Annotated in this window: 26 protein-coding genes and 1 tRNA gene; 16 read left to right on the plus strand and 11 right to left on the minus strand. The window is 72.0% G+C overall.

Features of this window, described 5'->3' with window-relative positions:
* The first annotated feature begins 407 nt into the window (after positions 1 to 407).
* The 7 genes from EES43_RS15910 (at position 408) to EES43_RS15940 (ending at position 7,665) form a co-directional block, all read left to right on the plus strand.
* On the plus strand, positions 408 to 890 hold the full coding sequence (locus EES43_RS15910) for a CarD family transcriptional regulator (RefSeq protein WP_003953493.1): 483 nt from the start codon (positions 408 to 410) through the stop codon (positions 888 to 890).
* A gap of 455 nt (positions 891 to 1,345) precedes the next feature.
* On the plus strand, positions 1,346 to 2,104 hold the full coding sequence (gene ispD, locus EES43_RS15915; RefSeq protein ID WP_124272005.1) for a 2-C-methyl-D-erythritol 4-phosphate cytidylyltransferase: 759 nt from the start codon (positions 1,346 to 1,348) through the stop codon (positions 2,102 to 2,104).
* Positions 2,094 to 2,627, plus strand: coding sequence for a 2-C-methyl-D-erythritol 2,4-cyclodiphosphate synthase (gene ispF, locus EES43_RS15920; protein ID WP_124269331.1), 534 nt, complete (start codon positions 2,094 to 2,096; stop codon positions 2,625 to 2,627). The genes ispD and ispF overlap by 11 nt, the downstream gene beginning before the upstream one ends.
* 242 nt (positions 2,628 to 2,869) lie before the next feature.
* Complete coding sequence (locus EES43_RS15925; protein WP_124269332.1) at positions 2,870 to 3,274, plus strand: PPOX class F420-dependent oxidoreductase; 405 nt, start codon at positions 2,870 to 2,872, stop codon at positions 3,272 to 3,274.
* A gap of 135 nt (positions 3,275 to 3,409) precedes the next feature.
* Positions 3,410 to 4,810, plus strand: a complete 1,401-nt coding sequence (cysS, locus tag EES43_RS15930) for a cysteine--tRNA ligase (protein WP_124269333.1) — start codon at positions 3,410 to 3,412, stop codon at positions 4,808 to 4,810.
* Positions 4,811 to 4,914: 104 nt separating this feature from the next.
* Entirely contained in the window at positions 4,915 to 5,871 is a 957-nt protein-coding gene (rlmB, locus tag EES43_RS15935) for a 23S rRNA (guanosine(2251)-2'-O)-methyltransferase RlmB (protein WP_124269334.1), read from the plus strand.
* A 171-nt stretch (positions 5,872 to 6,042) separates the two neighbouring features.
* Entirely contained in the window at positions 6,043 to 7,665 is a 1,623-nt protein-coding gene (locus tag EES43_RS15940; protein WP_241192448.1) for a DoxX family membrane protein, read from the plus strand.
* A 210-nt stretch (positions 7,666 to 7,875) separates the two neighbouring features.
* Here EES43_RS15940 and EES43_RS15945 read toward each other — a convergent pair whose 3' ends face one another.
* From EES43_RS15945 to ugpC, 3 genes are all read right to left on the minus strand, one after another.
* On the minus strand, positions 7,876 to 8,592 hold the full coding sequence (locus EES43_RS15945) for a nucleotidyltransferase family protein (RefSeq protein ID WP_124269335.1): 717 nt from the start codon (positions 8,590 to 8,592) through the stop codon (positions 7,876 to 7,878).
* A 73-nt stretch (positions 8,593 to 8,665) separates the two neighbouring features.
* Positions 8,666 to 9,079 carry a hypothetical protein gene (locus EES43_RS15950; RefSeq protein ID WP_124269336.1) on the minus strand — a complete coding sequence of 138 codons (414 nt, stop codon included), beginning with the start codon at positions 9,077 to 9,079 and terminating at the stop codon, positions 8,666 to 8,668.
* Positions 9,080 to 9,422: 343 nt separating this feature from the next.
* Entirely contained in the window at positions 9,423 to 10,559 is a 1,137-nt protein-coding gene (ugpC, locus tag EES43_RS15955) for an ABC transporter ATP-binding protein (RefSeq protein ID WP_124269337.1), read from the minus strand.
* 176 nt (positions 10,560 to 10,735) lie between these two features.
* On the opposite strand from ugpC, the gene EES43_RS15960 reads away from it, so the two are divergent.
* The 3 genes from EES43_RS15960 to EES43_RS15970 all read left to right on the plus strand — a co-directional run bounded on the left by EES43_RS15960 (position 10,736) and on the right by EES43_RS15970 (position 11,999).
* Positions 10,736 to 10,809, plus strand: a tRNA-Thr gene (locus EES43_RS15960).
* A 39-nt stretch (positions 10,810 to 10,848) separates the two neighbouring features.
* Positions 10,849 to 11,430, plus strand: a complete 582-nt coding sequence (locus EES43_RS15965) for an RHS repeat-associated core domain-containing protein (protein ID WP_124269338.1) — start codon at positions 10,849 to 10,851, stop codon at positions 11,428 to 11,430.
* 188 nt (positions 11,431 to 11,618) lie between these two features.
* Entirely contained in the window at positions 11,619 to 11,999 is a 381-nt protein-coding gene (locus tag EES43_RS15970) for a hypothetical protein (protein WP_124269339.1), read from the plus strand.
* A 60-nt stretch (positions 12,000 to 12,059) separates the two neighbouring features.
* Here the strand turns inward: EES43_RS15970 and EES43_RS15975 are convergent, their stop codons facing one another.
* A complete protein-coding gene (locus EES43_RS15975) occupies positions 12,060 to 12,284 on the minus strand; it encodes a hypothetical protein (RefSeq protein ID WP_124269340.1) in 225 nt (74 codons plus the stop codon).
* Positions 12,285 to 12,641: 357 nt separating this feature from the next.
* On the opposite strand from EES43_RS15975, the gene EES43_RS15980 reads away from it, so the two are divergent.
* Positions 12,642 to 13,271 carry an endonuclease gene (locus tag EES43_RS15980; protein ID WP_124269341.1) on the plus strand — a complete coding sequence of 210 codons (630 nt, stop codon included), beginning with the start codon at positions 12,642 to 12,644 and terminating at the stop codon, positions 13,269 to 13,271.
* 13 nt (positions 13,272 to 13,284) lie between these two features.
* On the opposite strand, the gene EES43_RS15985 is transcribed toward EES43_RS15980, so the two are convergent.
* Entirely contained in the window at positions 13,285 to 13,893 is a 609-nt protein-coding gene (locus EES43_RS15985) for a hypothetical protein (RefSeq protein WP_124272007.1), read from the minus strand.
* A gap of 630 nt (positions 13,894 to 14,523) precedes the next feature.
* On the opposite strand from EES43_RS15985, the gene EES43_RS15990 reads away from it, so the two are divergent.
* The gene (locus EES43_RS15990) at positions 14,524 to 15,276 is read left to right on the plus strand and encodes a GH12 family glycosyl hydrolase domain-containing protein (protein ID WP_124269342.1); all 753 of its coding nucleotides are present in this window, start codon (positions 14,524 to 14,526) and stop codon (positions 15,274 to 15,276) included.
* Positions 15,277 to 15,481: 205 nt separating this feature from the next.
* On the opposite strand, the gene EES43_RS15995 is transcribed toward EES43_RS15990, so the two are convergent.
* Both EES43_RS15995 and EES43_RS16000 read right to left on the minus strand, forming a co-directional pair.
* Positions 15,482 to 16,882, minus strand: a complete 1,401-nt coding sequence (locus tag EES43_RS15995; protein ID WP_124269343.1) for an NAD(P)/FAD-dependent oxidoreductase — start codon at positions 16,880 to 16,882, stop codon at positions 15,482 to 15,484.
* Between the two features lie 48 nt (positions 16,883 to 16,930).
* On the minus strand, positions 16,931 to 17,701 hold the full coding sequence (locus EES43_RS16000; protein ID WP_241192449.1) for a rhomboid-like protein: 771 nt from the start codon (positions 17,699 to 17,701) through the stop codon (positions 16,931 to 16,933).
* A 34-nt stretch (positions 17,702 to 17,735) separates the two neighbouring features.
* Here EES43_RS16000 and EES43_RS16005 point away from each other — a divergent pair, with 34 nt between their 5' ends.
* Entirely contained in the window at positions 17,736 to 18,647 is a 912-nt protein-coding gene (locus EES43_RS16005) for an aminoglycoside phosphotransferase family protein (protein ID WP_124269344.1), read from the plus strand.
* Between the two features lie 47 nt (positions 18,648 to 18,694).
* Here the strand turns inward: EES43_RS16005 and EES43_RS16010 are convergent, their stop codons facing one another.
* Positions 18,695 to 19,978, minus strand: a complete 1,284-nt coding sequence (locus EES43_RS16010) for an NAD(P)-binding protein (RefSeq protein WP_124269345.1) — start codon at positions 19,976 to 19,978, stop codon at positions 18,695 to 18,697.
* Between the two features lie 100 nt (positions 19,979 to 20,078).
* On the opposite strand from EES43_RS16010, the gene EES43_RS16015 reads away from it, so the two are divergent.
* Positions 20,079 to 20,777, plus strand: coding sequence for a pentapeptide repeat-containing protein (locus EES43_RS16015; protein WP_241192450.1), 699 nt, complete (start codon positions 20,079 to 20,081; stop codon positions 20,775 to 20,777).
* 12 nt (positions 20,778 to 20,789) lie between these two features.
* Here EES43_RS16015 and EES43_RS16020 read toward each other — a convergent pair whose 3' ends face one another.
* Positions 20,790 to 21,287: a hypothetical protein gene (locus tag EES43_RS16020; RefSeq protein ID WP_124269346.1), complete on the minus strand. Its 498-nt coding sequence runs from the start codon at positions 21,285 to 21,287 to the stop codon at positions 20,790 to 20,792.
* Between the two features lie 102 nt (positions 21,288 to 21,389).
* Here EES43_RS16020 and EES43_RS16025 point away from each other — a divergent pair, with 102 nt between their 5' ends.
* A complete protein-coding gene (locus EES43_RS16025; RefSeq protein ID WP_124269347.1) occupies positions 21,390 to 22,262 on the plus strand; it encodes a hypothetical protein in 873 nt (290 codons plus the stop codon).
* Positions 22,263 to 22,305: 43 nt separating this feature from the next.
* On the opposite strand, the gene EES43_RS16030 is transcribed toward EES43_RS16025, so the two are convergent.
* On the minus strand, positions 22,306 to 22,950 hold the full coding sequence (locus tag EES43_RS16030; RefSeq protein WP_124269348.1) for a response regulator: 645 nt from the start codon (positions 22,948 to 22,950) through the stop codon (positions 22,306 to 22,308).
* On the minus strand, positions 22,947 to 24,299 hold the full coding sequence (locus tag EES43_RS16035) for a sensor histidine kinase (RefSeq protein WP_241192451.1): 1,353 nt from the start codon (positions 24,297 to 24,299) through the stop codon (positions 22,947 to 22,949). Before EES43_RS16035 ends, EES43_RS16030 begins: the two co-directional genes overlap by 4 nt.
* A 303-nt stretch (positions 24,300 to 24,602) precedes the next feature.
* Between EES43_RS16035 and EES43_RS16040 the strand changes: the two genes are divergently transcribed.
* Positions 24,603 to 25,169, plus strand: coding sequence for a GlcG/HbpS family heme-binding protein (locus EES43_RS16040; protein WP_124269349.1), 567 nt, complete (start codon positions 24,603 to 24,605; stop codon positions 25,167 to 25,169).
* The last annotated feature ends 46 nt before the right edge of the window (positions 25,170 to 25,215 follow it).

The following is a 25,215-nucleotide window of genomic DNA, read 5'->3' on the forward strand; positions in this document are numbered from 1 at the left end:
CCCGCCCTGTCCCGTTCACATAATCGGTGTGATCAATTCTTTCGGCCGTGGCGCATTATCTGCGGAAAGGCCGGTGCGACGGGGCCGTCTTGATCAATTTCATTGGGCGGCCACTTACCTCGTACGGGTGATCGATCTCCGAACGGAGTACAGAAAGTTCACCATCTGGAACCCGACAAAACGGGACTTTCAGCCTCTTCTGTGAGGCTTCCGGACTGTGTGACGAGGGCGTTTCGCTCCGGTCGTACAGCGGCTCCGACCTGCGAATACCGTCTTCCGGAAGCCTTCCGCAGCACGTTCGTATCGCTGTTGTCAAGCCCCGAGATATGCCCTGACCTGCGAAAACGCCATTCAGGAGATGCGGTTCTCGTGTTACTCTGGATAGCCACGGAAGGGGTACCTGTCACATGACGTTCAAGGTTGGCGACACCGTGGTCTATCCCCATCACGGGGCCGCGCTGATCGAGGCTATCGAAACTCGCCAGATCAAAGGCGTGGACAAGACCTACTTGGTGCTCAAGGTCGCCCAGGGCGACTTGACGGTTCGTGTGCCGGCGGACAATGCGGAGTTCGTGGGCGTGCGCGACGTGGTCGGGCAGGACGGGCTGGACCGGGTCTTCGAGGTGCTGCGCGCGCCGTACGCCGAAGAGCCGACGAACTGGTCCCGTCGCTACAAGGCAAATCTCGAGAAGCTCGCCTCCGGCGATGTCATCAAGGTCGCTGAAGTCGTGCGTGACCTGTGGCGTCGTGAGCGCGAGCGCGGTCTCTCCGCCGGAGAGAAGCGCATGCTCGCCAAGGCCCGCCAGATCCTGGTGAGCGAGCTCGCCCTCGCGGAGAACACGAACGAGGACAAGGCCGAGGCTCTGCTCGACGAGGTCCTCGCGTCCTGAGCCGGATCGCACCGGTCGCAAGAATGTGCCGCGGTGCCCGCTGACCAGCCGTTTCCACGCTGCGTCGTCGGGCGCTGCGGCATGTTCGGACCAGGTGCCGAGCAGCTCGAACCGCGGCGTCCGGTCTCCGGTCGCCGCTGCTCGCGGATAAGGCCCCCTGATCACGGGTGCTGCTCGCGGGTAGGGCCCCTGATCACGGGTGTGGTTCTGCCACGCGCCTTCGCTTCTTCTGTTGTCCGGTCCTCTGTCGTCCGGCTGCTCTGCGCGGTCCCCGGTGGTCGCTCCTCGCGATCCCGGTGCCGCTGTGAACGGGTCAGCGCGCCTCTGCCCGACCCGGGTGTCACGGAAGGGGGCCCGGATCGAGCCAAGGCGTCAGCCCGACTCGCTGGGCCCCTACCCATGTCCGCCGTGGAAACAAACCCCGCCGAACCTTCGGAGTGCGACCGATGTCATCGATGCCACCACCGTCCGGTCGACCGGGCCCCCTCCGTACCGCCGCGGTGATTCCCGCGGCCGGCCGGGGCGTGCGCCTGGGGCCGGGAGCGCCCAAGGCCCTGAGAGCGCTCGGCGGCACACCCATGCTGATCCACGCCGTGCGCGCCATGGCCGCCTCCCGGGCCGTCTCGCTCGTCGTGGTGGTCGCCCCGCCGGACGGCGCGCCCGAGGTGAAGAACCTCCTGGACGCGCACGCGCTGCCCGAGCGCACCGACTACCTGGTGGTCCCCGGCGGCGACACGCGGCAGGAGTCGGTGGGCCTCGGCCTGGACGCGCTGCCCGCGGACGTCTCCGTGGTGCTGGTCCACGACGCCGCCCGGCCGCTGGTGCCGGTCGACACGGTGGACGCGGTCATCGGGGCCGTACGGGACGGGGCTCCGGCCGTCGTACCCGCGCTGCCGCTCGCGGACACCGTCAAGGAGGTCGAGCCCGCCGCCGTGCCCGGCGAGCCGGAGCCGGTGCGCGCCACGCCCGTACGGGCCCGGCTGCGCGCGGTGCAGACGCCGCAGGGGTTCGACCGGGACACGCTGGTGCGGGCGCACGCCGAGGTGGCGCTCGACGGCGAGGGCGCCACGGACGACGCCGGCATGGTGGAACGGCTCGGGACGCCGGTCGTCGTCGTCCCAGGCCACGAGGAGGCGTTCAAGGTGACCCGGCCGCTCGACCTGGTGCTGGCCGAGGCGGTACTCGCCCGCAGGAGGGCCCACGATGGCTTCTGAGAACCCCGCGGCCTCCGCCGCCGCCCCCGCCGTCCCGCCCGCCCCCGTCATCCCGCTCGTCGGCATCGGCACCGACATCCACGCGTTCGAGGAGGGCCGCGAGCTGTGGTGCGCGGGCCTGAAGTGGGAGGGCGAGGGTCCCGGGCTGGCCGGGCACTCGGACGCCGACGTCGTGGCGCACGCCGCGTGCAACGCGCTCTTCTCCGCCGCCGGCCTCGGCGACCTCGGGCAGCACTTCGGCACCGGCCGGCCCGAGTGGTCCGGCGCCGCCGGGATCACCCTGCTCACCGAGGCCGCCCGGATCGTCCGCTCCGCCGGGTACGAGATCGGGAACGTCGCGGTCCAGGTGGTCGGAGCGCGGCCGAAGATCGGCAAGCGGCGCGACGAGGCGCAGAAGGTGCTGTCCGCCGCGGTGGGCGCACCGGTCTCGCTCTCGGCCGCCACCTCCGACGGGCTCGGCTTCACCGGCCGCGGCGAGGGCGTCGCCGGCATCGCGACCGCTCTCGTCTACCGCGCCCGCTGAACCGCCTCCACCGCGCCGCGCCCCGCTGAAGTCGTCTCCACCTCGCCTCACCGCGCCCCGCTGACGTCGTCTCCACCGCGCCCCGCCTCGCCGAACCCGCCTCCACCACGCGTGGGACAGGCCGGCGTACGCGGCGGGGCCGGTCACCCTCCCGGCGGCACGTACCGGGAAGCAGAACGGGGATCGCGCGGTTACGGGGTAGAAGATCAGAACCACCCGCAGTCACCAGGAGGACGTACGTCATGACCGCCGCACTCTCCAACGAGCTGAAGAACCTGCTCGACACCCCGGTCTTCGTCAACATCGCCACCATCCAGCCCGACGGCAGCCCGCAGGTCTCCCCGGTCTGGGTGGCACGCGACGGCGAGGACGTGCTCATCTCCACCACGGTCGGCCGCCGCAAGGAGAAGAACCTCCGCCGCGACCCGCGCGTCACCGTCGTCGTCCAGCCCTTCGACCAGCCGTACACGTACGCCGAGATCCGCGGCGAGGCGCGGCTGACCACCGAGGGCGGGCAGGAGCTGATCGACCGGCTCTCCGTGAAGTACACCGGCAAGTCGTACGCCGAGTTCAACCCGAGCGCCGGCCAGGACGGCGACCGAGTGGTCGTGCGGATCACGCCGCGCAAGGTCGTCGGAAGCCTCTGAGGGCGTGGCCGGGCCCGCCCGGAGGGCTTTCCGGCCGCCTCGCTCACCGTCCGGGCCCGGCCCGCACCGGAGAAGCCGCCCCGCGATTCCCCGAGGGGTCGCGGGGCACTGGTGCGGGCCTACTACCCTTGAGGGGTGACTATTCGCCTGCACGACACCAGCGCCCGGCAGATCCGTGACTTCGTCCCGCTCACAGCGGGCTGCGTCTCGATCTACCTCTGTGGCGCCACGGTCCAGGCGGCACCGCACATCGGGCACATCCGCTCGGGGCTGAACTTCGACATCATGCGCCGCTGGTTCGCCTACCGCGGCTACGACGTCACGTTCGTCCGGAACGTCACCGACATCGACGACAAGATCATCGCGAAGTCCGCCGAGCAGGGCCGCCCGTGGTGGTCGATCGGCTACGAGAACGAGCGCGCGTTCAACGCCGGGTACGACGCGCTCGGCTGCCTGCCGCCGACGTACGAGCCCCGCGCCACCGGCCACATCACCGAGATGATCGAGATGATGCGCGGCCTCATCGAGCGCGGCCACGCCTACGAGGCGGACGGCAACGTCTACTTCGACGTGCGGTCGCTGCCCGGCTACCTGGAACTGTCCAACCAGGAGCTGGACGACCTGCGCCAGCCATCCGGCGAGGGCGAGACCGGCAAGCGCGACCAGCGCGACTTCGCCATGTGGAAGGCGGTCAAGCCCGGCGAGCCCAGCTGGGAGACGCCGTGGGGCCGGGGCCGGCCCGGCTGGCACCTGGAGTGCTCCGCGATGGCGCACAAGTACCTCGGCTCCGCCTTCGACATCCACGGCGGCGGCATCGACCTGATCTTCCCGCACCACGAGAACGAGATCGCCCAGGCCAAGGCGTACGGCGACGAGTTCGCGCGGTACTGGGTGCACAACGGCTGGGTCACCATGTCCGGCGAGAAGATGTCGAAGTCGCTCGGCAACTCCGTGCTCGTCAGCGAGATGGTCAAGAACTGGCGTCCGATCGTCCTGCGCTACTACCTCGGCACCCCGCACTACCGGTCGATGATCGAGTACAGCGAGGAGTCGCTGCGCGAGGCGGAGTCGGCGTTCGCCCGGATCGAGGGCTTCGTCCAGCGCGTCACCGAGAAGGCCGGGGAGACCGTCGCCCCCGCCGCCGAGGTGCCGCCCGCCTTCGCCGAGGCGATGGACGAGGACCTGGGCGTCCCGCAGGCCCTCGCGATCGTCCACACCACCGTCCGCCAGGGCAACAGCGCGCTCGCGGCGGACGACAAGGAGGCGGCGGTCGCCCGGCTGGCCGAGGTCCGTGCGATGCTCGGCGTGCTCGGCCTCGATCCGCTCGACCCGCACTGGGCCGGGGAGAACGACCGGGGTGAGGACCTGCACGGCGTCGTCGACACTCTCGTACGCCTGGTCCTCGACCAGCGGCAGTCGGCCCGCGCCCGCAAGGACTGGGCCGCCGCCGACGCCATCCGCGACCAGCTCAACCAGTCCGGTCTCGTCATCGAGGACAGCCCCAGCGGCCCCCGGTGGACGCTCGGACCGCGCTGAGCACGACTCTCGGCGCCGGTCCGACCGGCGCAGATGTGCCGCCCGGCTCTCCGGGCGGCACACTCGTTACGTACGTACGTCTGAAGCAACGAAACAGGTAGGTCATGGCCGGGAACAGCCAGCGCAGGAACCGCCGCACGTCCAACAAGAAGGGCATGCAGGTCGGCAGCGGTGGCCAGCGACGCCGTGGTCTCGAAGGCAAGGGACCCACGCCGCCCGCCTCCGCCCGCAAGGGACACAAGAAGAACCGGATCGCCGGCGCCCAGGCCAAGCAGGCCGCGGCGCGCCGTCCCGCCCCCCGGCGCGGCGGCGTGAAGGGCGCCTCGGAGATGGTCGTCGGCCGCAACCCGGTCTACGAGGCGCTGCGTGACGGCGTGCCCGCCGTCACCCTGTACGTCCAGCAGTACATCGACAACGACGAGCGGGTCCGCGACGCCCTCAAGCTCGCGGGCGAGCGCGGCAACATCAACCTGATGGAGGCCCCGCGCCCGGAGCTGGACCGGATGACGAACGGCCTGAACCACCAGGGCCTCGTCCTCCAGGTCCCGCCGTACGAGTACGCGCACCCGGAGGACCTCACCGCCGCCGCCTACGACAACGGCGAGGACCCGCTGATCGTGGCCCTGGACGGAGTGACCGACCCGCGCAACCTCGGCGCGATCGTCCGCTCGGTCTCCGCCTTCGGCGGCCACGGCGTGGTCGTCCCGGAGCGGCGCGCGGCCGGCATGACCGCCGGTGCGTGGAAGTCCTCGGCCGGCACGGCGGCCCGTACGCCGGTCTCCCGGGTCACCAACCTCACCCGCGCGCTGGAGGGCTACCAGAAGGCGGGCCTCACGGTCGTCGGCCTGGCCGCCGACGGCGAGCACACGGTGGAGGACCTGGAGCAGCTGGCGGGCCCGGTCGTCATCGTGATCGGCAGCGAGGGCAAGGGCCTGGGCCGACTCGTCGGCGAGACGTGCGACTACCGGGTGCGGATCTCCATGCCGGGCGGCGCCGAGTCGCTCAACGCCGGCGTCGCGGCGGGCATCGTGCTCTACGAGGTGGCGCGCCGGCGCGCGTGACGGCGCGCGGTGGCGTACGGCGCTCGCGCGCCAACGGGCACGCCCTCCGGGCGAGTTGACGCGCGAGTGCCGAACAGACTTCCAGCTTGCCCGAGTTTGGCTGGATCTTGACGGGTCTCGGACACATCGGCGGCGTCAAGGCAGTGTCCTAACGACACATCACTCGGTTAGATGAGTGTGGACACCAGAACGCCTCGGTTCGACGAGCAACCCGCCCTGAGCATGACCAAGGTGGACAGCGACCCCGCGCAGGTCATCGTCAACCACGCCAGCTTCCGGGTGCAGCTCGCCCCGGGCCAGCGCGCGCGGCTGCGCGGTGCCCCCGCGGACACGGCCCGCATCCCCGCCATGAGCGGCGCCGGGGTCCGCAGGCGGGCACCCGTCGTCTGGAGCGGCAGATCCGCCCCCGGCGACCCGGGCGCGACCGGCCTCCTCCAGGCCGTGCGCAACTCCACCGCCGGGACTCTCGACGCCGCTCTCGGCGCGGGTTCCGGGGACGGCCGCGCGGCGGGCGCCACCCAGGTCATCCCGTTCCTGGAGGAGACGCAGCCCAACCCCGTACTGACCGCTCCGCAGCAGCCGGGACGCACCGGCCCGCTGCTGCCGCCGATGCGCCGGGCCGTCGGCGCCTACGACGACGACCTCGCCGACGAGTCGCCGGACGGCCCCGGCGACGACGACACCTACGACGAAGCCGCCGAGGACCGCGCCCGGCGGCACGGCAACGACCCGGTCCGGCACGCCTACTACCCCGGGCACCGGATGAACCTCGGGGTCGTCCTGCTCCCGATGCGGGTCTTCCTCGGCTTCATCTCGATCTACGCCGGCATGGGCAAGCTGTGCGACCCCGTCTACTTCGACGGCGGCGAGCGCGGCTCCATGGTCAAGTGGCTGACCTCGCTGAACCCGTGGGCGCTGGCCGAGCCGCTGCGCGACTTCGCCCTCTCGCACCCGGTCGGGGCCGGACTGACCGTCGCCTTCCTCCAGGTCGTCGTCGGCGTCCTGACCGTTCTCGGCCTGTGGCAGCGCGTCGCCGCCTCCGTCGGGGCCCTGCTCTCCGCGGCCCTGCTGGTCACGGTCAGTTGGCGCACCGTAGCCGTGTACGACGCGCCCGACATCATCTTCCTGGCCGCCTGGAGCCCGCTGATCATCGCGGGCGCGCCCGTCTACTCCGTCGACGGACGCCTCGCCGGAGAGGCCTGGCGCAAGCTCGGCCCGCGGTCGGAGATCTGGGACCTGCGCCGCCGCGTGCTGCGCCGCGGTTCGGTCATCGCCACCGTCGTCGTCGGCCTCACCCTGCTGATCGGCTCCATCCTCGGCGGCGCCGTCCGCTCCACCGAGGTCGTCACCGTCCCCGGTCCGAACGACAACCCGACCAACCAGCTCCCCGGCATGCCGCTGCCCCGCGAATCCAGCGGCGAGCGCCAGACCTCCCGCACCCCGGACCGGCGGGCCCCGGAGCCCACCCGCTCCGGCACCGCCACCGCCCCGGCCACCGACCGCCCCACCCCCGGAGCGGTACGCGAGTCCGCCGGCGGGCAGTCCACGGGCGCGGGCACCCAGCCCAGCCAGACGCAGGGCACGGGTCAGCAGCCTCCGCAGCAGACCGCCCCGCAGCAGCCGCCGGCAGCCACCAGCGCCGGTCCCTCCTCGTCCGGCTCCATGGGCGGCGCGGGCTCCGCGGGCGGCGGCTCGGAGCCGGCCGGCGGCGGTTCCACCGGCGGCGGCGAGGGCGGCACGTCGGGCGGCTCGTCCGGCGGTGGCCGCAACCCCATCGGCGGCCTCCTCGGCTGACCCGCACGGAAGGAAACGCGCCAAGGGCGGTCCCGCCACCCCGGTTCGGGGGCGGGACCGCCCTCGCGTGCGTGGGGGGCCTATCCGGCTCGTACGGCCGGGCGCGGCTTGTACGGCACGGTGGTGTGGTGCGTACCGCGTCGGGCTCCGTGCGGGGCGGTACGGGTGTCGGGGGAGGCGGCTGCCGCGCGAGGGGCGCGGGAGGGGCTGTCAGGCCGTGTGCGCGCCCAGTTCGCGTGCCGCCTCGGTCAGGTCCTTGGCCGTGTCGATCGCCCGCCAGTAGGCCCCGTGGGGCAGCGGGAAGCCGGCCAGCCGCCGCTCGCGGGCCAAGCGCGGGAAGGTCGTGCGCTCGTGGTCGCCCCGGTCCGGCAGCAACTTCGTGAACTCCGGCGAGAACACGTACACACCCGCGTTGATCAGGTACGGCGAGGGCGGCGACTCGATGAAGTCCGTGATGTGTCCGAAGGCGTCCGTCTCCACCGCGCCCCAGGGAATCCGGGGCCGGGCCAGCGCGAGCGTCGCGGTGGCGTCGCGCTCCGCGTGGAAGGCGGCCATCTCGCGCAGCGAGAAACGCGTCCAGATGTCGCCGTTGGTGGCGTACCAGGGTTCGTCCGGCTCGGGCAGGCGCTGGGCGGCGTACTTCAACCCGCCGCCGCGGCCCAGCGGTTCGGTCTCGACCACGGTGGTGACGCGCAGCGGCAGGACGGCGGACTCCAGCCACTCCTGGAGCACCTCGGCGAGGTGGCCGCACGAGACCACGGCGTCGGTGACGCCCTCGTCGGCCAGCCAGGAAAGCTGGTGGCCGATGATCGGAGTCCCGGTCCCGGGGATCTCGACCATCGGCTTGGGGCGGTCATCGGTGTACGGGCGCAGCCGCGACCCCTGGCCGCCGGCGAGGATCACGGCCTGCGTCGGATACGTATGCATGGCAGGCACGATATGCGGTGCCCGGCCGCACCCGGCGGGCGCTGCCGCCCGAGCCCGCCCGGACCGGACCGGCTCAGCTGAACTGCGCCACTCCTGAGGCGAACGAGGTGTCGCAGACGGGGCGGGAGAAGCGGTGGGCGCGCGTCGGGCCGTACTGCTCGACGGCGGCCTTGCCGAGGGCCCTGGCGATCGACATGCAGTGCCGGGCCAGCGACGGGCGCTGCTCGACGGCGCGCTGGAGGCCGGTCAGGGCGGTGCCCGGGTCCTTCTCCTGGAGTTCCACGAGGAGCTTGTCGCGCAGCACGTCCTGGGCGGCGCGCGGCTTCGCGGGCTTGGAGACCGTCTCCGAGGAGGCGGCGAGCAGCGGGGAGTCGTTGTCCGTTGCCGCCCACGGAACGCTGGTGACCGCAAGGGTCCCGGAGAGAACCATGACGACGGGCAGGACGAGAGCGAGAGATCGGCCGATGCGGCGCGCGGTGTGGGTCACGCAGCGAGCGTAGCGGGCAGTGATGAATCGGCGACATTTCGTCACCCTCGCGGGGGACGGTTCGACGCGCCCTTTCGAATACGGGGTTGACGCATCGTGGCGAAATGCCCAGTGTGCCGGGGTATTTGGCGGCGTCGGGCGTCGAAACCCTCACGCGTTCCGGGCCACGCAAACGGCCCCGCGCCCTCTCGCGGAGAGCACGGGGCCGAGCGTGCGGCGGAGCGGAGTCAGCCGGTGCGACGGCCGGGCGGTGGGGCGTTGAGTCGCCGGCCGGTCGGCCGGGTCGGTCAGCCGGGTCGGTCGGTCAGCCGTCGGTCAACCGGTCGGCCAGTCGGTGAGGCGATCAGTCGGTGAGGCGCTCGCCGGTCGACGTCGCGAAGACGTGCAGCTCGTCCGGGCGCGGGACGACGTGCAGCTCGGTGCCCTTCTCCGGCACGGCCCGGCCGCCGACGCGGACGACGAGGTCCTTGTGCTCTCCGCCGACCTGCGCGGCGCCGTAGACGAAGCCGTCGGCGCCCAACTCCTCGACCACGTTGACGGAGACGGCGAGACCGGCGGGCGCGTCCGCGGAGTCCTTGGACAGCGACTTGGCGGCGGCGCCGCCGTGCTCGACGATGTCGAAGTGCTCGGGGCGGATGCCGACGGTGACGGTGGTGTCACCGCGGTCGGCCGCGGCGGTCAGGGCCTCGCGCGAGACCGGGACGACGCTGTTGCCGAACTTCACGCCGCCGTCGGTGATCGGGACCTCGACCAGGTTCATGGCGGGGGAGCCGATGAAGCCGGCCACGAAGAGGTTCGCCGGGCGGTCGTACATGTTGCGCGGCGAGTCGACCTGCTGGAGCAGCCCGTCCTTGAGCACCGCGACCCGGTCGCCCATGGTGAGGGCCTCGACCTGGTCGTGGGTGACGTAGACGGTGGTGATGCCGAGGCGGCGCTGGAGCGACGCGATCTGCGTACGGGTGGAGACGCGGAGCTTGGCGTCGAGGTTCGACAGCGGCTCGTCCATGAGGAAGACCTGCGGCTCGCGCACGATGGCCCGGCCCATCGCCACACGCTGGCGCTGACCGCCGGAGAGGGCCTTGGGCTTGCGGTCCAGGTAGTCGGTGAGGTCCAGCATCTTGGCGGCCTCTTCGACCTTCGCCCGGATGTCGGTCTTGTTCACACCGGCGATCTTGAGGGCGAAGCCCATGTTGTCCGCGACGGACATGTGCGGGTAGAGCGCGTAGTTCTGGAACACCATGGCGATGTCCCGGTCCTTGGGCGGCAGGTGCGTGACGTCGCGGTCACCGATGCGGATCGCGCCGCCGTTGACGTCCTCAAGACCCGCGAGCATGCGCAGGGAGGTCGACTTGCCGCAGCCGGAAGGACCGACGAGGACGAGGAACTCGCCGTCCGCGATGTCGATCTCCAGCTGGTCCACGGCCGGCTTGGTGGAGCCGGGGTAGACGCGGGACGCCTTGTCGAACGTGACACTGGCCATGATGGATCTTCTCCTCAACCGGCAGGAACGTGCCGGACGATCCGAGTAGGGAGTGGTCTGGTCCACTTGAGCGAACCTGCCGTGACGCTACCTGGCGTTTCCCGATCTGTCAGTAGTCCGGAGCACAGGAAATCGCGGACGACCAGGGCCCGGGGTTGGTTAGACTGCTCCGGCACGCCTCCTTAGCTCAGCTGGCCAGAGCAACGCACTTGTAATGCGTAGGTCGTCGGTTCGAATCCGACAGGGGGCTCAGGGATGGCCCAGGTCAGACATCGTCTGACCTGGGCCTTTGTTCTTCTCAAGATCGATCGGCGTCAGTGGAGCACTCTTTCCGGGGCACCATGATCGCCACTCGACGGCGTCGGCCGTCCGGCCGCCGCCGCCACCGAGACCCTGGGACTGGGAGGAGCGCGGCGACGGCACTCGGGCCCGCTTCGTCAACGACATCGCGGGCACGCTCGGCACCGCCACCTTCGGTGACGACGTGGTGCTCCAGCTGTCGAACCTGCGCGGGGACATCTCGGTCCCCCTGGACCTGGCCGACCTCTCGCGCTCGGTCGTGCAGCGGTACGACGAGTTCGGGGTCCCGCTCACCGCGACCGAGCCCGCCCGTTGTTACGGCTGGATGGGCGCCTCACAGGTCTCCAGTGACACCCTGAGCGGCCTCGTGCTCACCGACGCGCGCGCCCACGAGCCGGAAGCCGGCCGCTTCCTCCAGGTCGACCAGGGGTACGCGGGCGGCTCGAACCCCTACGTGTACTGCGGGGGCGACCTCGTGGGGTGCCGCGACACCAGCGGTCTGGCGAGCTACTGCCTGTACTGCGACCTCGGCAAGACCGGTGCCTCCGACAAGAAGGTGTTCTCGTACTGATGGACAAGAAGTACTGGGACAAGCACGTTCCAACCTGCGCAAGATGGTCCGCACCAAGTTCTGGGGCCGCGGTTCCGGACCGCGCGCCACGCGGAAGACCGAACCTGTCGATAGTGAGCGGGGGAGGGCCCGCGTCCCCGCTCCAGGGACGCGGGCCCTCCGCCCCGAACCACGGAGGACAAACCCTCATGAGCAAGCCCAGTTCCCCGAACAAGCCCAGACCCTGGATCGAGCCCGGAGCCTGGAGCAAGGCCCGCCTCATAGCCGTCGGCTACATAGGTCTGGCCATGGTCACTGCCCTGGCCTATGAGTTCTCCGGGCGGCCCGGGGCCGCCGACCCGCTGATGAACACCATCTCCTTCCCCGGCGCTGTCGTGGTGCTGGTCTTCGTGCTGTATCCGCTGGCCCTGCTGGTCGGCGACGACTCGATCGGCGGGGAGGCCGGGTTCAACCTCCTCAACCCCCTGTTCCACGGTGCCGGAGCGCTGGTCAACGTCCTGATCGTGTGGGGTTGCATGGCCTTCGTCCGTTACTTCGGGAAAGAGGCCCGTCGCAGCGGCGGGCGTTGATCACAACGGCGGTCACATAGCTCGTGAACTGGGGTTTTCTGTTGCTCGGGGCAGGGTGGGTCACACGGCCGGGGTGCCGTGGGATTGCCTGCGTGAGCGGAGCGGCTCGGGGACCTGCTTCTCGGGCCGCCTGGCCTCGGCCTTCTTCTTGATCTTGGCCTGGGCTTTCGCGCTGGTCTTCGCCTTCCTGGCGGCCTTCTCGCCTTTGCGGGCGGCCTGCTCGGCTTCGGCCTTGCGCTGGAGGCGGACGACTTTGGCGGTGGCCTCGATCGCGACATCGCCCACGCCGCCAGAGGCCCACCGGCAACGGGCGGGAAGCCTTCATCGACCTGGAAGACCTCGCCGAGGTCGCGGCCGTCGTGCTCACGCGGCAGGGCCACGCCGGACGGATCCATGTCCTCTCCGGCACCCGGTCTCTAGAGCTTCGGCGAGGCCGTCGCGGAACTCGCCGAGGCTTCCGGCAGGTCGCCCGTACGGACTTCACGCGGCTGTGACCGCCCGGCCGCCCCGCCCGTGGTCCGCCGGGCGGGGTGCGCCCGGACGCGTAAAATGAGGAAGCGTTCGGTGGGGGCGGCGCGTGGTGGTGCGGCGTGGCCGCGAACCCGCGACGGGGGGCTGTGGCATCGGCATCGGAGGACCACCATGCCCGTGGAACGGACCGCGAAGCGCCTGCTCGAGGAGCGGGGGACGACGTATGCGGAGGAGGCGGGGATCCGGCTCCGGGACACCCCCATGCCGCTGTACGAGTTGCTCGTGCTCTGTGTGCTGTTCTCGGCGCCCATCAGAGCCGATATGGCGGTAGCGGCAGCTCGTGAACTGTTCGCGGCCGGAATGCGCACACCCCGGGCCATGGAGAGGGCGTCGTGGCAGGGCCGGGTCGACGCGCTCGTCCGGGCTCACTACCGCCGCTACGACGAGAGCACGGCCACCGCGCTGGGAGCGGGGGCGGAACTCGTACGCGAACGGTACCGGGGCGACTTGCGGCGGCTGCGCGACGAGGCCGGCGGGGACCCGGCGCGAATTCACCGGCTGTTGCGGCAGTTCCCCCGTATCGGGGCGGTGGGAGCGGACATCTACTGCCGCGAGGCGCAGGGCGTGTGGCCCGAGCTGCGTCCGGCGTTCGACGCCCGGGCCCGTCGCGGCGCCGCCGGGCTCGGGCTGCCCGGAACGCCCGAGCGACTGGCCCGGCTCGTCGACGACGATGACCTGCCGAGGCTGGCGGCTGCGCTGGTCCGGGCCGAACTGGCCCCGGCGGGACCGGGTGGACGCTGATGCGGCGGCGGGTTCAGTTGTAGGGGCTCGGCGAGCTGTACAGGGTCTCCGGGCTGTCGGGCACGGCGCTGTACGAGAGGGAGGCGTGCCGTCGGTGGCGGCCTGACTGGCTCGTCTCGTACGCCGGCGACTTGGGGGCCAGTCGTCCCTCGGCGGCGAGCATCTGGGCTCGCAGGAGGAGGTCCTTCGAGTTCAGGCCGAGTTCTTCCGCGACGGTCTGGAGGTCGAGGCCGGATTGCCAACTCCACTGGAGTACGGAGTCCATGCCTTCCGTCCAGGTCACCGCGGCGATCGACGCGGCGCTCTCCACCATGGACGGCTGGGCGGCCCAGGCGGCGGCCTCCGCCTGCGGTTCCCCTCCGGGGTCCGGGGCGTGTGACGGCGGTTGCGGGGGTGCTTCGGCGGGGAAGTCGACCGACGGAGCCGCCTGGGGAGGCGTCTCGGCAGGAGCCTTGAGCAACTGGTCGGCGACGACACGGGCGTCATCCTTGCCGACGGTACGGCGCGCGACGCGCACCTCGCGCTCGTTCAGACCCATCAGGTCGGCCACGGCGGAGTCACTGCCCACCGTCACGGCGAACGCGGCCAGGGCTCTCGTTCTGCTGGCCAGTGCCTCGTCCATCACCGCCTGAGCCTCCCGCACCCGATCGTCCGTGCTGCAGAACGCTTCGGCGAGGAGAGTGTTGCGTTCCCAAATTTCACGTGGCTCCACGTATGCGTCAACGTTTCTGCGCCCGTCGCGATACTCCGTCACGGACGCATCACCTGAAGGGCCTACCAAAAGCCATGGGTTGCAGCTGATCACAACAAACAACTCAGAACGGATAAGTAAGGTTTATTCGCCTTGTGTACAAGCGTGAATCACTATGGGCGTCGATCCCGATCCGGGGAGCGCCGCTCCGCTCATCCCGCCTGCGCATTGGGTCGGGAGTCCGCGTTCTTCATGACGGAGCGTCATGGGGCGTCGCGGGAGGATCGGGTGAAACCGTGCGTGTGCGGCGCTGCCCTTCCGTCGCGCCTTCGCGCTCGGTAACCGAGGAAACCGGCGGTCGCCGTCGTTCCGCTGTGAGCCTTGTGGGCGCGGGAAAGCCGCTCCTACAGTGTGCGGGAGCGCTCCCACGGCGCTCCGGAAGCTCCACCACCCCCCACCCGTCCCCTGCTCGTCCCGAGCAGCGACCTCCCTGGAAGCCCCTCCCCTGGAAGCCCGCTCGCGCGGGTGTTTCCCGTCATCCCCCACAGACTGGAAGAGTCCATGAAGCTGTCCAAGCGAACCGCCGCCCTGATACTGCTGCCGGTCCTCTCGGCGTCGGCCGGAATGATGGCCTTCAGCGCTCCCGCCCAAGCGGCGGAGATCTGCGGCCAGTACGACAAGTCGACCGTCGGCACGTACATGGTGCAGAACAACCTGTGGAACCCCGCCGGCGAGCAGTGCATCAACACCACGGCCGCCGGCTTCGAGGTGACGAAGGCCGACGGCCAGGTCGCCTTCAACGGTCCGCCCAAGGGCTACCCGTCCATGGTGAACGGCTGCCACTACAAGGAGTGTTCGCCCGGCACCAAGCTGCCCGCGCGGGTCAGCTCCATCAACAGCGCTCCGACCAGTGTGTCCTACGGCTACACCGCCGACGGCGTCTACAACGCGTCCTACGACATCTGGCTCGACCCGACGCCCAAGACGGACGGCGTGCACGCGCTGGAGATCATGATCTGGGCCAACAAGGTCGGCCCCATCAACCCCATCGGCTCCCCGAGCGGCACCGCCACCGTGGCGGGCACCACCTGGGACGTGTGGGAGCAGCGCGACGGCGGCCACAAGGTCATCTCCTTCGTGGCCCCGTCCGCCATGTCCAACCTCAGTTTCGACGTCAAGGACTTCGTGAAGCAGGCCAACGACCGGGGATTCGGTGACCCCTCCTGGTACCTGACGAGCGTCCAGGCCGGCTTCGAGCCGTGGCAGGGCGGTGCGGGCCTCAAGGTGAACTCCTTCACCTCCGAGGTGAACTGATGCCTCTGAGGTGAACCGACGCCTCCCAGGTGGAAGGCGGGCCTCCGAGGTGGAAGACGCCTCTGAGGTGGATGGCGCCTCTGAGGTGGACTGATCGCCGGCTGCCCGCCCCGACCGCCGGCGGCGGTGCCGCCCCGGCCGTGTGCGCCGGGGCGGCACCGCTGTGGTCCCGCCGCGGGGTCTCCGCCGGGAGTGCCGCGCGGGATCAGTGACGGCCGGCGATACGGTCCGCCGCACGGGCGATGGGGTCGGTGCCGGGGCGGGGCGAGGCGGTCTCGCGGCGGTCGGCGGCGCGGTAGGCCGCGTACATGCCGTGGACGCCGAGCCAGCGGAAGGGTTCCGGTTCCCAGCGCCGCACCTTGTGGTTGACCCACGGCAGCGCGGTCAGATCGGTGGGGCCCGCCTGGCCGGAGTCCTGCTGGATCAGGTCGCGCAGGGTGCGGGCGGCGAGGTTCGCCGTGGCGACGCCCGAGCCGACGTAACCGCCGGCCCAGCCCAGGCCGGTGGAGCGGTCCAGGGTGACGGTCGCGCACCAGTCGCGCGGGACGCCGAGGACGCCGGACCAGGCGTGGTCGACGCGGACGCCCGCCGTGGTCGGGAAGAGGCGGACCAGCAGATCGCGCAGCGCCTCGACGGTGGCGGGCTGCGTGCGGCCGTCGTTGTCGGTGGCGGAGCCGTAGCGGTAGGGGTAGCCGCGTCCGCCGAGGGCGATGCGGTCGTCCGCCGTGCGCTGGGCGTAGAGGTAGGCGTGGGCCATGTCGCCGACCGTCTCGCGGCCGTCCCAGCCGATGGTCTCCCAGACGCGGGCGGACAGCGGCTCGGTGGCGATCATGGAGGAGTTCATCGGCAGCCAGGTGCGTTTCTGGCCCTTGAGGCTCGCGGTGAAGCCCTCGGTGCAGCGCAGGACGTACGGGGCGCGGACCGTGCCGTACGGGGTGACGGCGTGCTTGGGCTTGATCTCGGTGACCGGCGTCGACTCGTGGATGGTGACGCCGAGGGCTTCCACGGTGTCGGCGAGGCCCTTGACCAGCTTGGCCGGGTGCAGCCGGGCTCCGTGCGGGGTCCAGGTGGAGCCGACGGCCCCGGTGACCTTGATCCGCTCCGCCGTCTCGCGGGCGCCGCGCAGCACCCGGTCGGTCTCGCCGAACGCGATCTCGACGCTGTGGAAGTCCTTGAGGCGGGCGAGCTGGGAGGGGGTGCGGGCCACCTCCAGGACGCCGCCCCGGTGGATGTCGGCGTCGATCCGCTCCTCGGCGGCGGCCCGGACGACCTCGTCCACGGTCTCGTTCATCGCCTTCTGGAGCCGTACGGCGGCGTCGTGGCCGTGCAGCTCGGCGTACCGGTCGCGGCCCGCGATGCCGTTGTAGAGCCACCCGCCGTTGCGGCCGGAGGCCCCGTAACCGCAGAACTTCGCCTCCAGCACGGTGATGTTGAGAAAGGGGACGGCCTTCTTGAGGTAGTACGCGGTCCAGAGCCCGGTGTAGCCGCCGCCGACGATGACGACGTCGGCCGTCGCGTCGCCGGGCAGGGGCTCGCGCGGGGCCGGGGTGCCCTCCCGCGCGTACCAGAACGATATGCCGCCGTTGACGGTGGTGACGGTGCTCATGATGCCCCTGCTGTCCGGTGTGATGCCGAGCGTACGTGTGGCCGGACGTTACTGCGCGGCGGGGTGTTCCGTCCCCGTTCCGCCCCGGGCGGTGCGCGTGAGCGGGTAGCAGGCGAACCCGATCAGTACGGCGGTGAAGTGGCCCAGGTCCGTGAAGGTGCGGCCGGTGGCCAGCGGGATGCCGAAGACGACGAGGACGGCGAACGCGTAGACGTGACGCCAGGGATGCGGGACGCGGTAGACGAGGACCGCGATCACTCCGGCGAGTGCGTAACTGACGCCGACGTCGAGCGAGTTGACGGCGGACTGCGGGGCGTGGCCGTGCCGGATCGCCCAGGCCAGCACGCCTTCGCTGAGGAGGGTGGCCAGCACGTGCGCGGCGACCACGATGGCGAACCAGCGCAGGGTTCCCAGCCAGTGCTCGGCGGTGGCGTGGAAGACGGTGAACAGGACCGCGTACGGCAGCCAGTTCCCGCCGTCGATCCACAGGGCGCTGGAGACGAGGACGCGCAGCGGGTCCTGCGAGAGCTCGTGGATGTTGGTGGAGTGCCGGCGGAGGAATTCCTCCTCGAACGCGGGGGACATCCGGTGCAGGAGGAAGGCGGTGACGAAGAGGACCGCCAGCCAGACGTACGTGCCCGGCGCGCCGGTGATCCAGCGGCGTGCGGCCAGGAGGGCAGCGGCGATCCAGCGACGTACGGCCAGGAGGGCAGCGGTGACGGTACGGCGGCCGGCACGTCGTCGTCCGGGTCGGCGTCCGGGACTTCTTCCGGGGATTCCTCCCGGACTTCCAGGACTTCCCGGTAGTTTTCGGGGCATGGCCCGATTGACGCACGAGCTTGGGATCGGCCGCGTGATCGACATTCCGGACGGGCTCGTCGCTGCGCAGTCCTCGTTCAACGGCGAGGCGGGGCGCGCCTTCGTGGCCGGGCTGCCGGGCCTCGCCGAGCGGTATCTGGCGCAGTGGGGGCTGCGGTTGGACGGCGCGGCGATGCACGGCATGTGCGCCCTGGTGCTGCCGGTGGTGCGCGTCGCGGACGGGCTGCCGACCGTGCTGAAACTCCAGGCGCTCGACGAGGAGACCGTCGGCGAACCGGTCGCGCTGCGCGCCTGGGGCGCGGCGGGCGTCGGGGCCGTCGGGCTGCTCGACCACGACCCGGACACCGGCGCCCTGTTGCTCGAACGGCTGGACGAGCAACGCCCGTTGTCGCGGACGGCCGACGTGCGGGCGGCGGTGGGTGTGCTCGGCGAGGTGCTGGCCCGACTGGCGGCGGTGCCCGCGCCGGAGGGCCTGCGCACCCTGGGCGCGGAGGCCGAACGGATGCTGGTCGCCGCCCCGGAGGCGGCCCGGACGCTCGCCGACGCGTCGGACCGGCGGCTGCTCGCGGACTGCGCGGCGGCTGTACGGGAGGTCGCGGGCGAGCCGGGGGACCGGCTGCTGCACTGGGACCTGCACTACGACAACGTCCTGTCCGGCCGGGCGGGTTCGGAGCGGTCCGGGCAATGGGTGGCGATCGACCCGAAGCCGCTGGTGGGCGACCCCGGATTCGAGTTGTTCCCGGCGCTGGTGAACCTGTTCGACGCCGGGGAGGTGCTGTGGCGGTTCGACGCGTTGACGGACGCGCTGGGGATGGCCGGCGACCGGGCGCGGGCGCGGGCGTGGACGCTGGGGCGGGTGTTGCAGAACGCGCTGGGGGCGGTCGGGGACGGGGAGCGGCCGTCCGCCGACCAGGCGGGGATCGCGCGGCAGTTGCTGGGGCGATGAGGGGGAGGGGCGGAGGTGGCGGCGGGCGCTCGGGTCAGCGGTCACGTTCAGCGGGCGTCGCCTCCTCCCCGTCCCTGGCGTGCTGGCGTCTCGGCTTCTTGGCGTCTCGGCGTCTCGCCGTCTCGCCGTCTTGGCGTCAGCCGCGTTCCGGGGGCGGGTGGGGTTCGCGTCCGGGGTCCGGCCGCCCGTAGGGCGAGCGTCGCGGCTTCGAGGCCGCTGGTGAAGGAGACCTCGCTCAGGAGCCCCGGGGCCGCCACCTGGTCACCGGCGAGGAAGACGCCGTCCCCGCGGACGACCGAGGGCCGGTCCCGCCAGGTGGTGCCGGGGCGGTCCACGGCCCCCGTACGGCCGGTGGCCAGCGCCTCGCCGCGCCAGGTCGTGCGCCCGCGCCAGCCCGGGAAGCCGAGGTCGAGCAGCTGCTCGGCGCGGGCGACGCCGTCGGCGCGGGGCGCGCCCGGGGCGATCGGGAACTGGCCCTGGATCAGCTGTTCGCCGGCCGGAGCGAGGGTCGGGTCCTGGGCGGTGAACCGTTCGATCCAGCCCGGGGCGTCCAGGTCGGAGACGACGAAGGCGTCGCCGCGCCGTTCGCGCACCGCGATGTCGACGAGGGCGCTCCGGCCGCTGTCCCAGGTCAGGGCCGCGTCGTCGAGGAGCGTACGGGCGGCGTCGAGGGAGGTGGCGACGATCAGCGGACCGTTACGGGCCAGCCCGGCGAGCGTGCCCCCGTCGACGCGGGCGGACGTCTCCACGCGTACGCCGAGGCCGCGCGCGTGCCCGGCCATCCGCTCGACGAGCCGGGCCCAGCCGCCGACCGGATAGCGGGCCTCGGGCGGCAGCGAGGCGAGGCGGCGGAACCGCTCCTGGACGAACGCGGCGGACAGCGCGCCGGGGTCGTGGTGGAAGAGGCCGGCGCCGACGAAGTGCGCGGCGGCACGGGCGTGGTCCTCGCCGATCAGCCCGGCGGCCCAGCCGTGGAAGTCGGCGTCCACCGGAGCGGCCCCCGCGCGGTGGCGGGCGAGGCGCAGCAGGGCGGCGGGCGGGGTGCGGCGGAGGACGCCGGCGCGGCGGAAGCGGAAGCGGGCGCCTTCGAGGAGCGGCACGGAGACGACCTGCCCGAGAAGTCCGCGCCGGGCCAGCCACGCCCAGTGCGGCCCGTGGCGGTACAGGGCGTGCGGGCCCTCGTTCGTCAGGTAGGGGCCGCCCGCGGTCCTGGCCCGGCCGCCGAGCGTGCGGTGGGCCTCGTACAGGGTGACCGGGGCGCCGGATTCGGCGGCGGTGATCGCGGCGGTCAGTCCGGCGAAGCCGCCGCCGACGACGTGGATGCGGTGCATGGCTGGATCTCCTTCGGTCGCTGTTCCAGGGACGGACCGGGGAGGGCCGTTCGTGACATCGGGCGGGGGCGTTGTCAGTGGGGTGCGTCACGATGGGGGCATGGTGACGCGTGCGGGCAGGACGGGGCGGAGCGGGGAGAGGAAGGGGGCGGTGGCGGCGGCGCGCCGGCCGGAGGTGCGGCTGCCGCCGCTCGTGCCGTACGAGGGCGGGGGCCTGGAGCCCGACGGGGACTACGACGGGGTGCGGTTCGACGGGGTCGATCTGACGGAGGGCGCGGGGCCGGGCGCCCGGTTCATGGACTGCGCGCTGGACGGTTGCGTGCTGGACCGCACGGAGCTGGTGCGGGCCCGCTTCATCGACGCGGTGCTGACGGGCGTACGGGGCGTGGGCACGGATCTGGCCGAGGCGTCGCTGCGCGATGTGGAGGTGGTGGACGCACGGCTGGGCGGGGTCCAGTTGCACGGGGCGGTGCTGGAGCGCGTGGTGGTGCGGGGCGGGAAGATCGACTATCTGAATCTCCGCAGGGCCCGGTTGAAGGACGTCGTCTTCGAGGGATGTGTGCTGTCCGAGCCGGATTTCGGGGACGCGCACCTGGTGCGGGTGGAGTTCCGGGACTGCGTGCTGAAGCGGGCCGACTTCAGCGGGGCGAGCATGGACTCGGTGGACCTGCGCGCGGTGACGGAGCTGGACATCGCGCGGGGCGTGGAGCGGCTGGCGGGGGCGGTGATCAGCCCGGTCCAGCTGATGGAGCTGGCTCCGGCGTTCGCCGCGCAGATCGGGGTGCGGGTGGAGGCGTGAGGGGTCGGGGTCTCACATGCGGGGGAAGCGCGCCTGGAGGTCCCAGATGACGGGGTTGTCGGCCAGGCCCTCGTGCATGTCGGCCAGGTCGGCGATCAGGTCGTGCAGGAAGTCGCGGGCCTCGCGGCGCAGCAGGGAGTGGCTGAAGGTGAGCGGAGGCTCGTCTCCGGGCATCCAGTCGGCCTCGACGTCGACCCAGCCGAAGCGCCGCTCGAACAGCATCCGGTCGCTGGATTCGGTGAAGTCCAGTTCCGCGTACTGCTGCCGGTGCGAGCGGTTGCCGCGCGGGTCCTGGTCGATCTGCTCGACGATGTCGCAGAGCGCCCAGGCGAAGTCGAGCACCGGCACCCATCCCCAGGCTGTGGACACCTCGCGGTCCGCCTTGGTGTCCGCCAGATAGACGTCACCGGAGAACAGATCGTGCCGCAGCGCGCGGACGTCCGCGCGGCGGTAGTCGGTCTGCGGGGGATCGGGGAAGCGCCGGGAGAGGGAGTAGCCGATGTCGAGCACGGGTCGATGGTGTCATGCCCGGTCACGGTGGCCTTACCCGATCGGGTGAGAGGGAGGCCGTCCGCCGGATGAGGCCGGCGACCGGCGTTTAGCGTCCGTTCCATGGTCAGTTCGCCGCACGAAGCTCATCATCGGATTTTCCAGGAGAACCCCGGGCTGTTCACGAGTGCCTTCCGCGCTCTCGGCATTCCGTTCCCCGACCCGGTCGCCGTGTCACTCATGGATACGGATCTCACGGAGATCAGACCCCTCGAACGCCATGTGGACACGCTGTTGCGCGTCGACATCGCGGGTGGGGACTGCTTTCTGCTGGCGATCGAGGCTCAGGGCAAGAAGGACCCGGACAAGAAGAGCAGTTGGGCGTACTACCTGGCTCACCTCTACGCGAAGTTCCGGTACCCACCCGTGCTGCTGGTCGTCTGCCGGGACAAGGGGACGGCGGAATGGGCGGCCGAGCCCATCCGTATCGGGCTGGAGAAGCATCCGAGCCTGGCCGTGTATCCGCTGGTGCTGGGCCCGCACAACGTTCCGGCGGTGACGGATGCGGCGCGCGCGGCCGAGGACATTCCGATGGCCGTCTTCTCAGCGATCACACATGGTAACGATCACGACATCGCTGCCATACTGGAGGCCCTCGCCGTGGCCCTCAAGACCACGGACGCCGACGCTGCGGCGGTCTTCGCCGAATTCACCGAGGCGGGTCTGGGAGCCACCCCGGCCCGCGAGATCTGGAGGAACCTGATGGGCACTGGTCTCAGTCACTTCCGCGGCATCGTCGCCGAGACCTTCCGCGACGAGGGGCGAGTCGAGGGGCGTGTCGAGGACATCCTGCGGATTCTCGCGGTCCGTGGCGTCGCGGTGCCCGAGTCGGCGCGGCAGCGCATTTCGGCGTGCGCGGACCTTCAGGTGCTCGACGTGTGGTTCGAGCGTGCCGTCACGGCCGAGACCGCCGACGCTCTGTTCGACGAGCACTGAGACGCCGCGCCTCCCGTTACCCCTGCCTCCGTCCCGCGCGGGATCACGGCAGCAGTCGCTGCTCCTTCGCCACGGCCACGGCACCCGCGCGGGTGTCGACGCCGAGCTTGTCGTAGATCCGGCCCAGGTGCGTCTTGACCGTGGCCTCGCTGATGAACAGGGCGCGGGCGATGTCGCGGTTGCCCAGGCCCTGGGAGAGCTGGGCCAGGATGTCGCGTTCCCGGTCGGTGAGGGCGGGGCGGGGGCTGCGCATGCGGGCCATCACCCGGCCGGCCACCGGTGCCGACAGCGTCGTGCGGCCCTGGGCGGCGGAGCGGATGGCGGCGAAGAGCTCCTCCGGGCGCTCGGCCTTCAGCAGGTAGCCGGTCGCGCCGGCCTCGATGGCGCGGGTGATGTCGGCGTCCGTGTCGTACGTGGTCAGGACGAGGACGTGGACGGCGTTCCCGGCCGCGATGCGGCGGGTGGCCTCGACGCCGTCGATGCCCTCGCCCAGCTGGAGGTCCATCAGCACGACGTCCGGGCTGAGGCGGGTGGCGAGCACCACGGCTTCCTCGCCGCTGCCCGCCTCGCCGACCACCTCGATGTCCGGTTCGCTGCCGAGGAGGGCGAGCAGGCCGGCGCGGACGACCGCGTGGTCGTCGCAGAGCAGGATGCGGACGGGGGCGGGAGCCTGCGCGGCCTCGGTCATGCGGGTTCCTCCGGGCTGGTGTCGGCGGGGGCCGGGGCGGGGGAGGCCGGGGCGAGGGGGATCGAGGCGGAGAGCACGGTGCCCTCGCCCGGCGCCGACTCGATCGTCAGGGTTCCGCCGAGCTGACGCGCCCGCGCCCGCATCGCCGGCAGGCCGTGGCCCCGTACGCCGTCCGCCGGGACGGGACCGCCCTCGGGCACGGTGAAGCCGCGGCCGTCGTCGCCGACGTCGAGGACGACCCGGTCGTCGAGGTGCGTCAGGGTCAGCGCGGCGGCCGTCGCCCCCGCGTGCTCCCGTACGTTGGCCAGCGCCCCCTGGGCGATGCGCAGCAGGGCGGACTGCACCAGGACCGGCAGCGGGGACTGCGCCGCGCCCTCCACATGGCAGCGGACGGTCGTCGCGCCCTGCGTCTGAGCCGTCTCGCGGGCCGCGAGTGCGGACAGGGCCGCCTCCAGGCCGCCGCCCTCCGCGAGATCGGCCGGGGCCAGGTCGTGGACGAAGCGGCGGGCCTCGGCGAGGTTGCGTTCGGCGATGCCGGTGGCCGTACGGACGTGGCGTCGGGCGGTGGCCGGGTCGGCGGTCCAGGTGCGGTCGGCCGCCTGGAGCAGCATCTGCTGACTGGACAGGCCCTGGGCCAGGGTGTCGTGGATCTCCATGGAGAGCCGCTGCCGCTCGGCGAGGGTTCCCTCGCGCCGTTCGGTGGCGGCCAGTTCGCGCCGGGTGCGCAGCAGGTCGTCGATCAGCTCCCGCTGGCGGGCGGCCTGGCGCTGCATGTGGACGAAGGCGGTGGTCGCCACGGCCGCGACGGCGGGCGGGGCGAGCAGCAGGTTCGGGTCGAAGCCCGCGGCCAGGCGCAACTGCGCGGCCACGACGAACACGGTGAGCAGCGCGACGAGGACGAGAGCGGGCCGCGGCGGCAGGATGCGCAGCCCGGTGTAGAACAGCGGCACCGCGCACCACGCGAAGCTCGGCGCGAGGACGACCAGCACCATCCAGACCGCCACGAGCCCCGCCAGCCAGGCCAGCCGGCGCGGCGTGGGCCGTGAGCCGAGCACGGGACCGAGGAGGTAGAGCCCGGCCAGGCCGATCGACAGGGCGATGATCCACGGCGTGCGGTCCTCGCCGGGGTGCCGCATGAGGAACCGGGCGAGCGAGGCGCCGAGCAGCAGGAAGAACGCGGCGTGCATGAGGAGCGCGAGCCAGCGGGCGTCGGCATCGGCGTTCGCGTTCGCGTCCGCGTCGGCTTCCGCGTGAGCGGGCGGCTCCGCGCGCCGGGCGGCGTACGGCTGCGCGCTCCCGTCCGCCCCGGTGCGGGCGCCCGGCTCCCGCGGACCGCTCCCGTGCTGCACCTCGTACCTCGCGTTCCGTTCCCTGTGGCGACGCTCGCGGACCCGCGACGACCTGCACGTATCCGCGCGGACCCCTCCATCGTGAACCTCTCCGGTCCCGCCCGCATCAACCGATCGGCTGACGGGGCCGTCAGCCGACCCGGCCCCCGGACGCAGCCGGTACGCCGACCGTACGGGGCCGGATCCGCCGGGAGGATCGATGACAGAGCCGAACACCCGGAAGCGCACCGCCCGGAAGCGGAACATCCGCCGGCGGGACATCCGCAAGCGCACCGCCCGTATCGCACCACCAAGGAGCCCACCGTGAAGAAGCTGTCGCCGCGTGCCCGTGCCGTGACCGGTGGCGTCGTCGTCGCCGCCCTCGGGGCCGGCGCCTTCGGCGCCATGTCCGCGAGCGCGTCCGCCCCGGCCGCCGGCCCGGCCGTAGTCCCGGCCGCCGCCAAGGCCGACGCGAACAACCGCGACCTCCAGCAGACCACCCACCTCACCGCCGCCGCCGCGACCAAGGCCGCGCAGGCCGCCCTGGACGCCGCGAGGAAGGAGAACCAGCGCGTCTCCGTCGCGGTCGTCGACCGCAGCGGCAACACGCTCGTCACGCTCCGCGGCGACGGCGCCGGCCCGCAGTCCCCCGAGTCGGCCGTCGAGAAGGCGTACACCGCCGTCTCCTGGAACGCGCCCACGTCCGAACTGGTCAAGCGCCTGGAGCAGGCCCCGAACCTGAAGGACATCCCCGGCACGCTGTTCCTCGCCGGCGGAGCCCCGGTCCAGGTCAAGGGCGCGCCGGTGGCGGGCATCGGCGTGGCCGGCGCACCCGGCGGCGACCTCGACGAGAAGTTCGCCCGGGCCGGTGTCGCGGCCCTCGCCCGGTAGTGGGGCAGTCCCCCGCACGCAGTACGCGCAGTGCTTGAAGTACGCG

This window comes from Streptomyces sp. ADI96-02 (genome assembly GCF_003846185.1).
Lineage (GTDB): Bacteria > Actinomycetota > Actinomycetes > Streptomycetales > Streptomycetaceae > Streptomyces.

What these genes read in the sequence shown, in the direction of transcription:
- EES43_RS15985 (WP_124272007.1), bottom strand. Translation starts at nt 13,893, where the DNA reads ATGGACGAGGCACTGGCCAGCAGAACGAGAGCCCTGGCCGCGTTCGCC.
- EES43_RS15990 (WP_124269342.1), top strand. Translation starts at nt 14,524, where the DNA reads ATGAAGCTGTCCAAGCGAACCGCCGCCCTGATACTGCTGCCGGTCCTC.
- EES43_RS16000 (WP_241192449.1), bottom strand. Translation starts at nt 17,701, where the DNA reads ATGCCCCGAAAACTACCGGGAAGTCCTGGAAGTCCGGGAGGAATCCCC.
- EES43_RS16010 (WP_124269345.1), bottom strand. Translation starts at nt 19,978, where the DNA reads ATGCACCGCATCCACGTCGTCGGCGGCGGCTTCGCCGGACTGACCGCC.
- EES43_RS16030 (WP_124269348.1), bottom strand. Translation starts at nt 22,950, where the DNA reads ATGACCGAGGCCGCGCAGGCTCCCGCCCCCGTCCGCATCCTGCTCTGC.
- ispD (WP_124272005.1), top strand. Translation starts at nt 1,346, where the DNA reads ATGCCACCACCGTCCGGTCGACCGGGCCCCCTCCGTACCGCCGCGGTG.
- rlmB (WP_124269334.1), top strand. Translation starts at nt 4,915, where the DNA reads ATGGCCGGGAACAGCCAGCGCAGGAACCGCCGCACGTCCAACAAGAAG.
- EES43_RS15910 (WP_003953493.1), top strand. Translation starts at nt 408, where the DNA reads ATGACGTTCAAGGTTGGCGACACCGTGGTCTATCCCCATCACGGGGCC.
- ispF (WP_124269331.1), top strand. Translation starts at nt 2,094, where the DNA reads ATGGCTTCTGAGAACCCCGCGGCCTCCGCCGCCGCCCCCGCCGTCCCG.
- EES43_RS15925 (WP_124269332.1), top strand. Translation starts at nt 2,870, where the DNA reads ATGACCGCCGCACTCTCCAACGAGCTGAAGAACCTGCTCGACACCCCG.
- EES43_RS15980 (WP_124269341.1), top strand. Translation starts at nt 12,642, where the DNA reads ATGCCCGTGGAACGGACCGCGAAGCGCCTGCTCGAGGAGCGGGGGACG.
- EES43_RS16025 (WP_124269347.1), top strand. Translation starts at nt 21,390, where the DNA reads ATGGTCAGTTCGCCGCACGAAGCTCATCATCGGATTTTCCAGGAGAAC.
- EES43_RS15995 (WP_124269343.1), bottom strand. Translation starts at nt 16,882, where the DNA reads ATGAGCACCGTCACCACCGTCAACGGCGGCATATCGTTCTGGTACGCG.
- EES43_RS15945 (WP_124269335.1), bottom strand. Translation starts at nt 8,592, where the DNA reads ATGCATACGTATCCGACGCAGGCCGTGATCCTCGCCGGCGGCCAGGGG.
- EES43_RS15970 (WP_124269339.1), top strand. Translation starts at nt 11,619, where the DNA reads ATGAGCAAGCCCAGTTCCCCGAACAAGCCCAGACCCTGGATCGAGCCC.
- EES43_RS15940 (WP_241192448.1), top strand. Translation starts at nt 6,043, where the DNA reads ATGAGTGTGGACACCAGAACGCCTCGGTTCGACGAGCAACCCGCCCTG.
- EES43_RS16015 (WP_241192450.1), top strand. Translation starts at nt 20,079, where the DNA reads ATGGTGACGCGTGCGGGCAGGACGGGGCGGAGCGGGGAGAGGAAGGGG.
- ugpC (WP_124269337.1), bottom strand. Translation starts at nt 10,559, where the DNA reads ATGGCCAGTGTCACGTTCGACAAGGCGTCCCGCGTCTACCCCGGCTCC.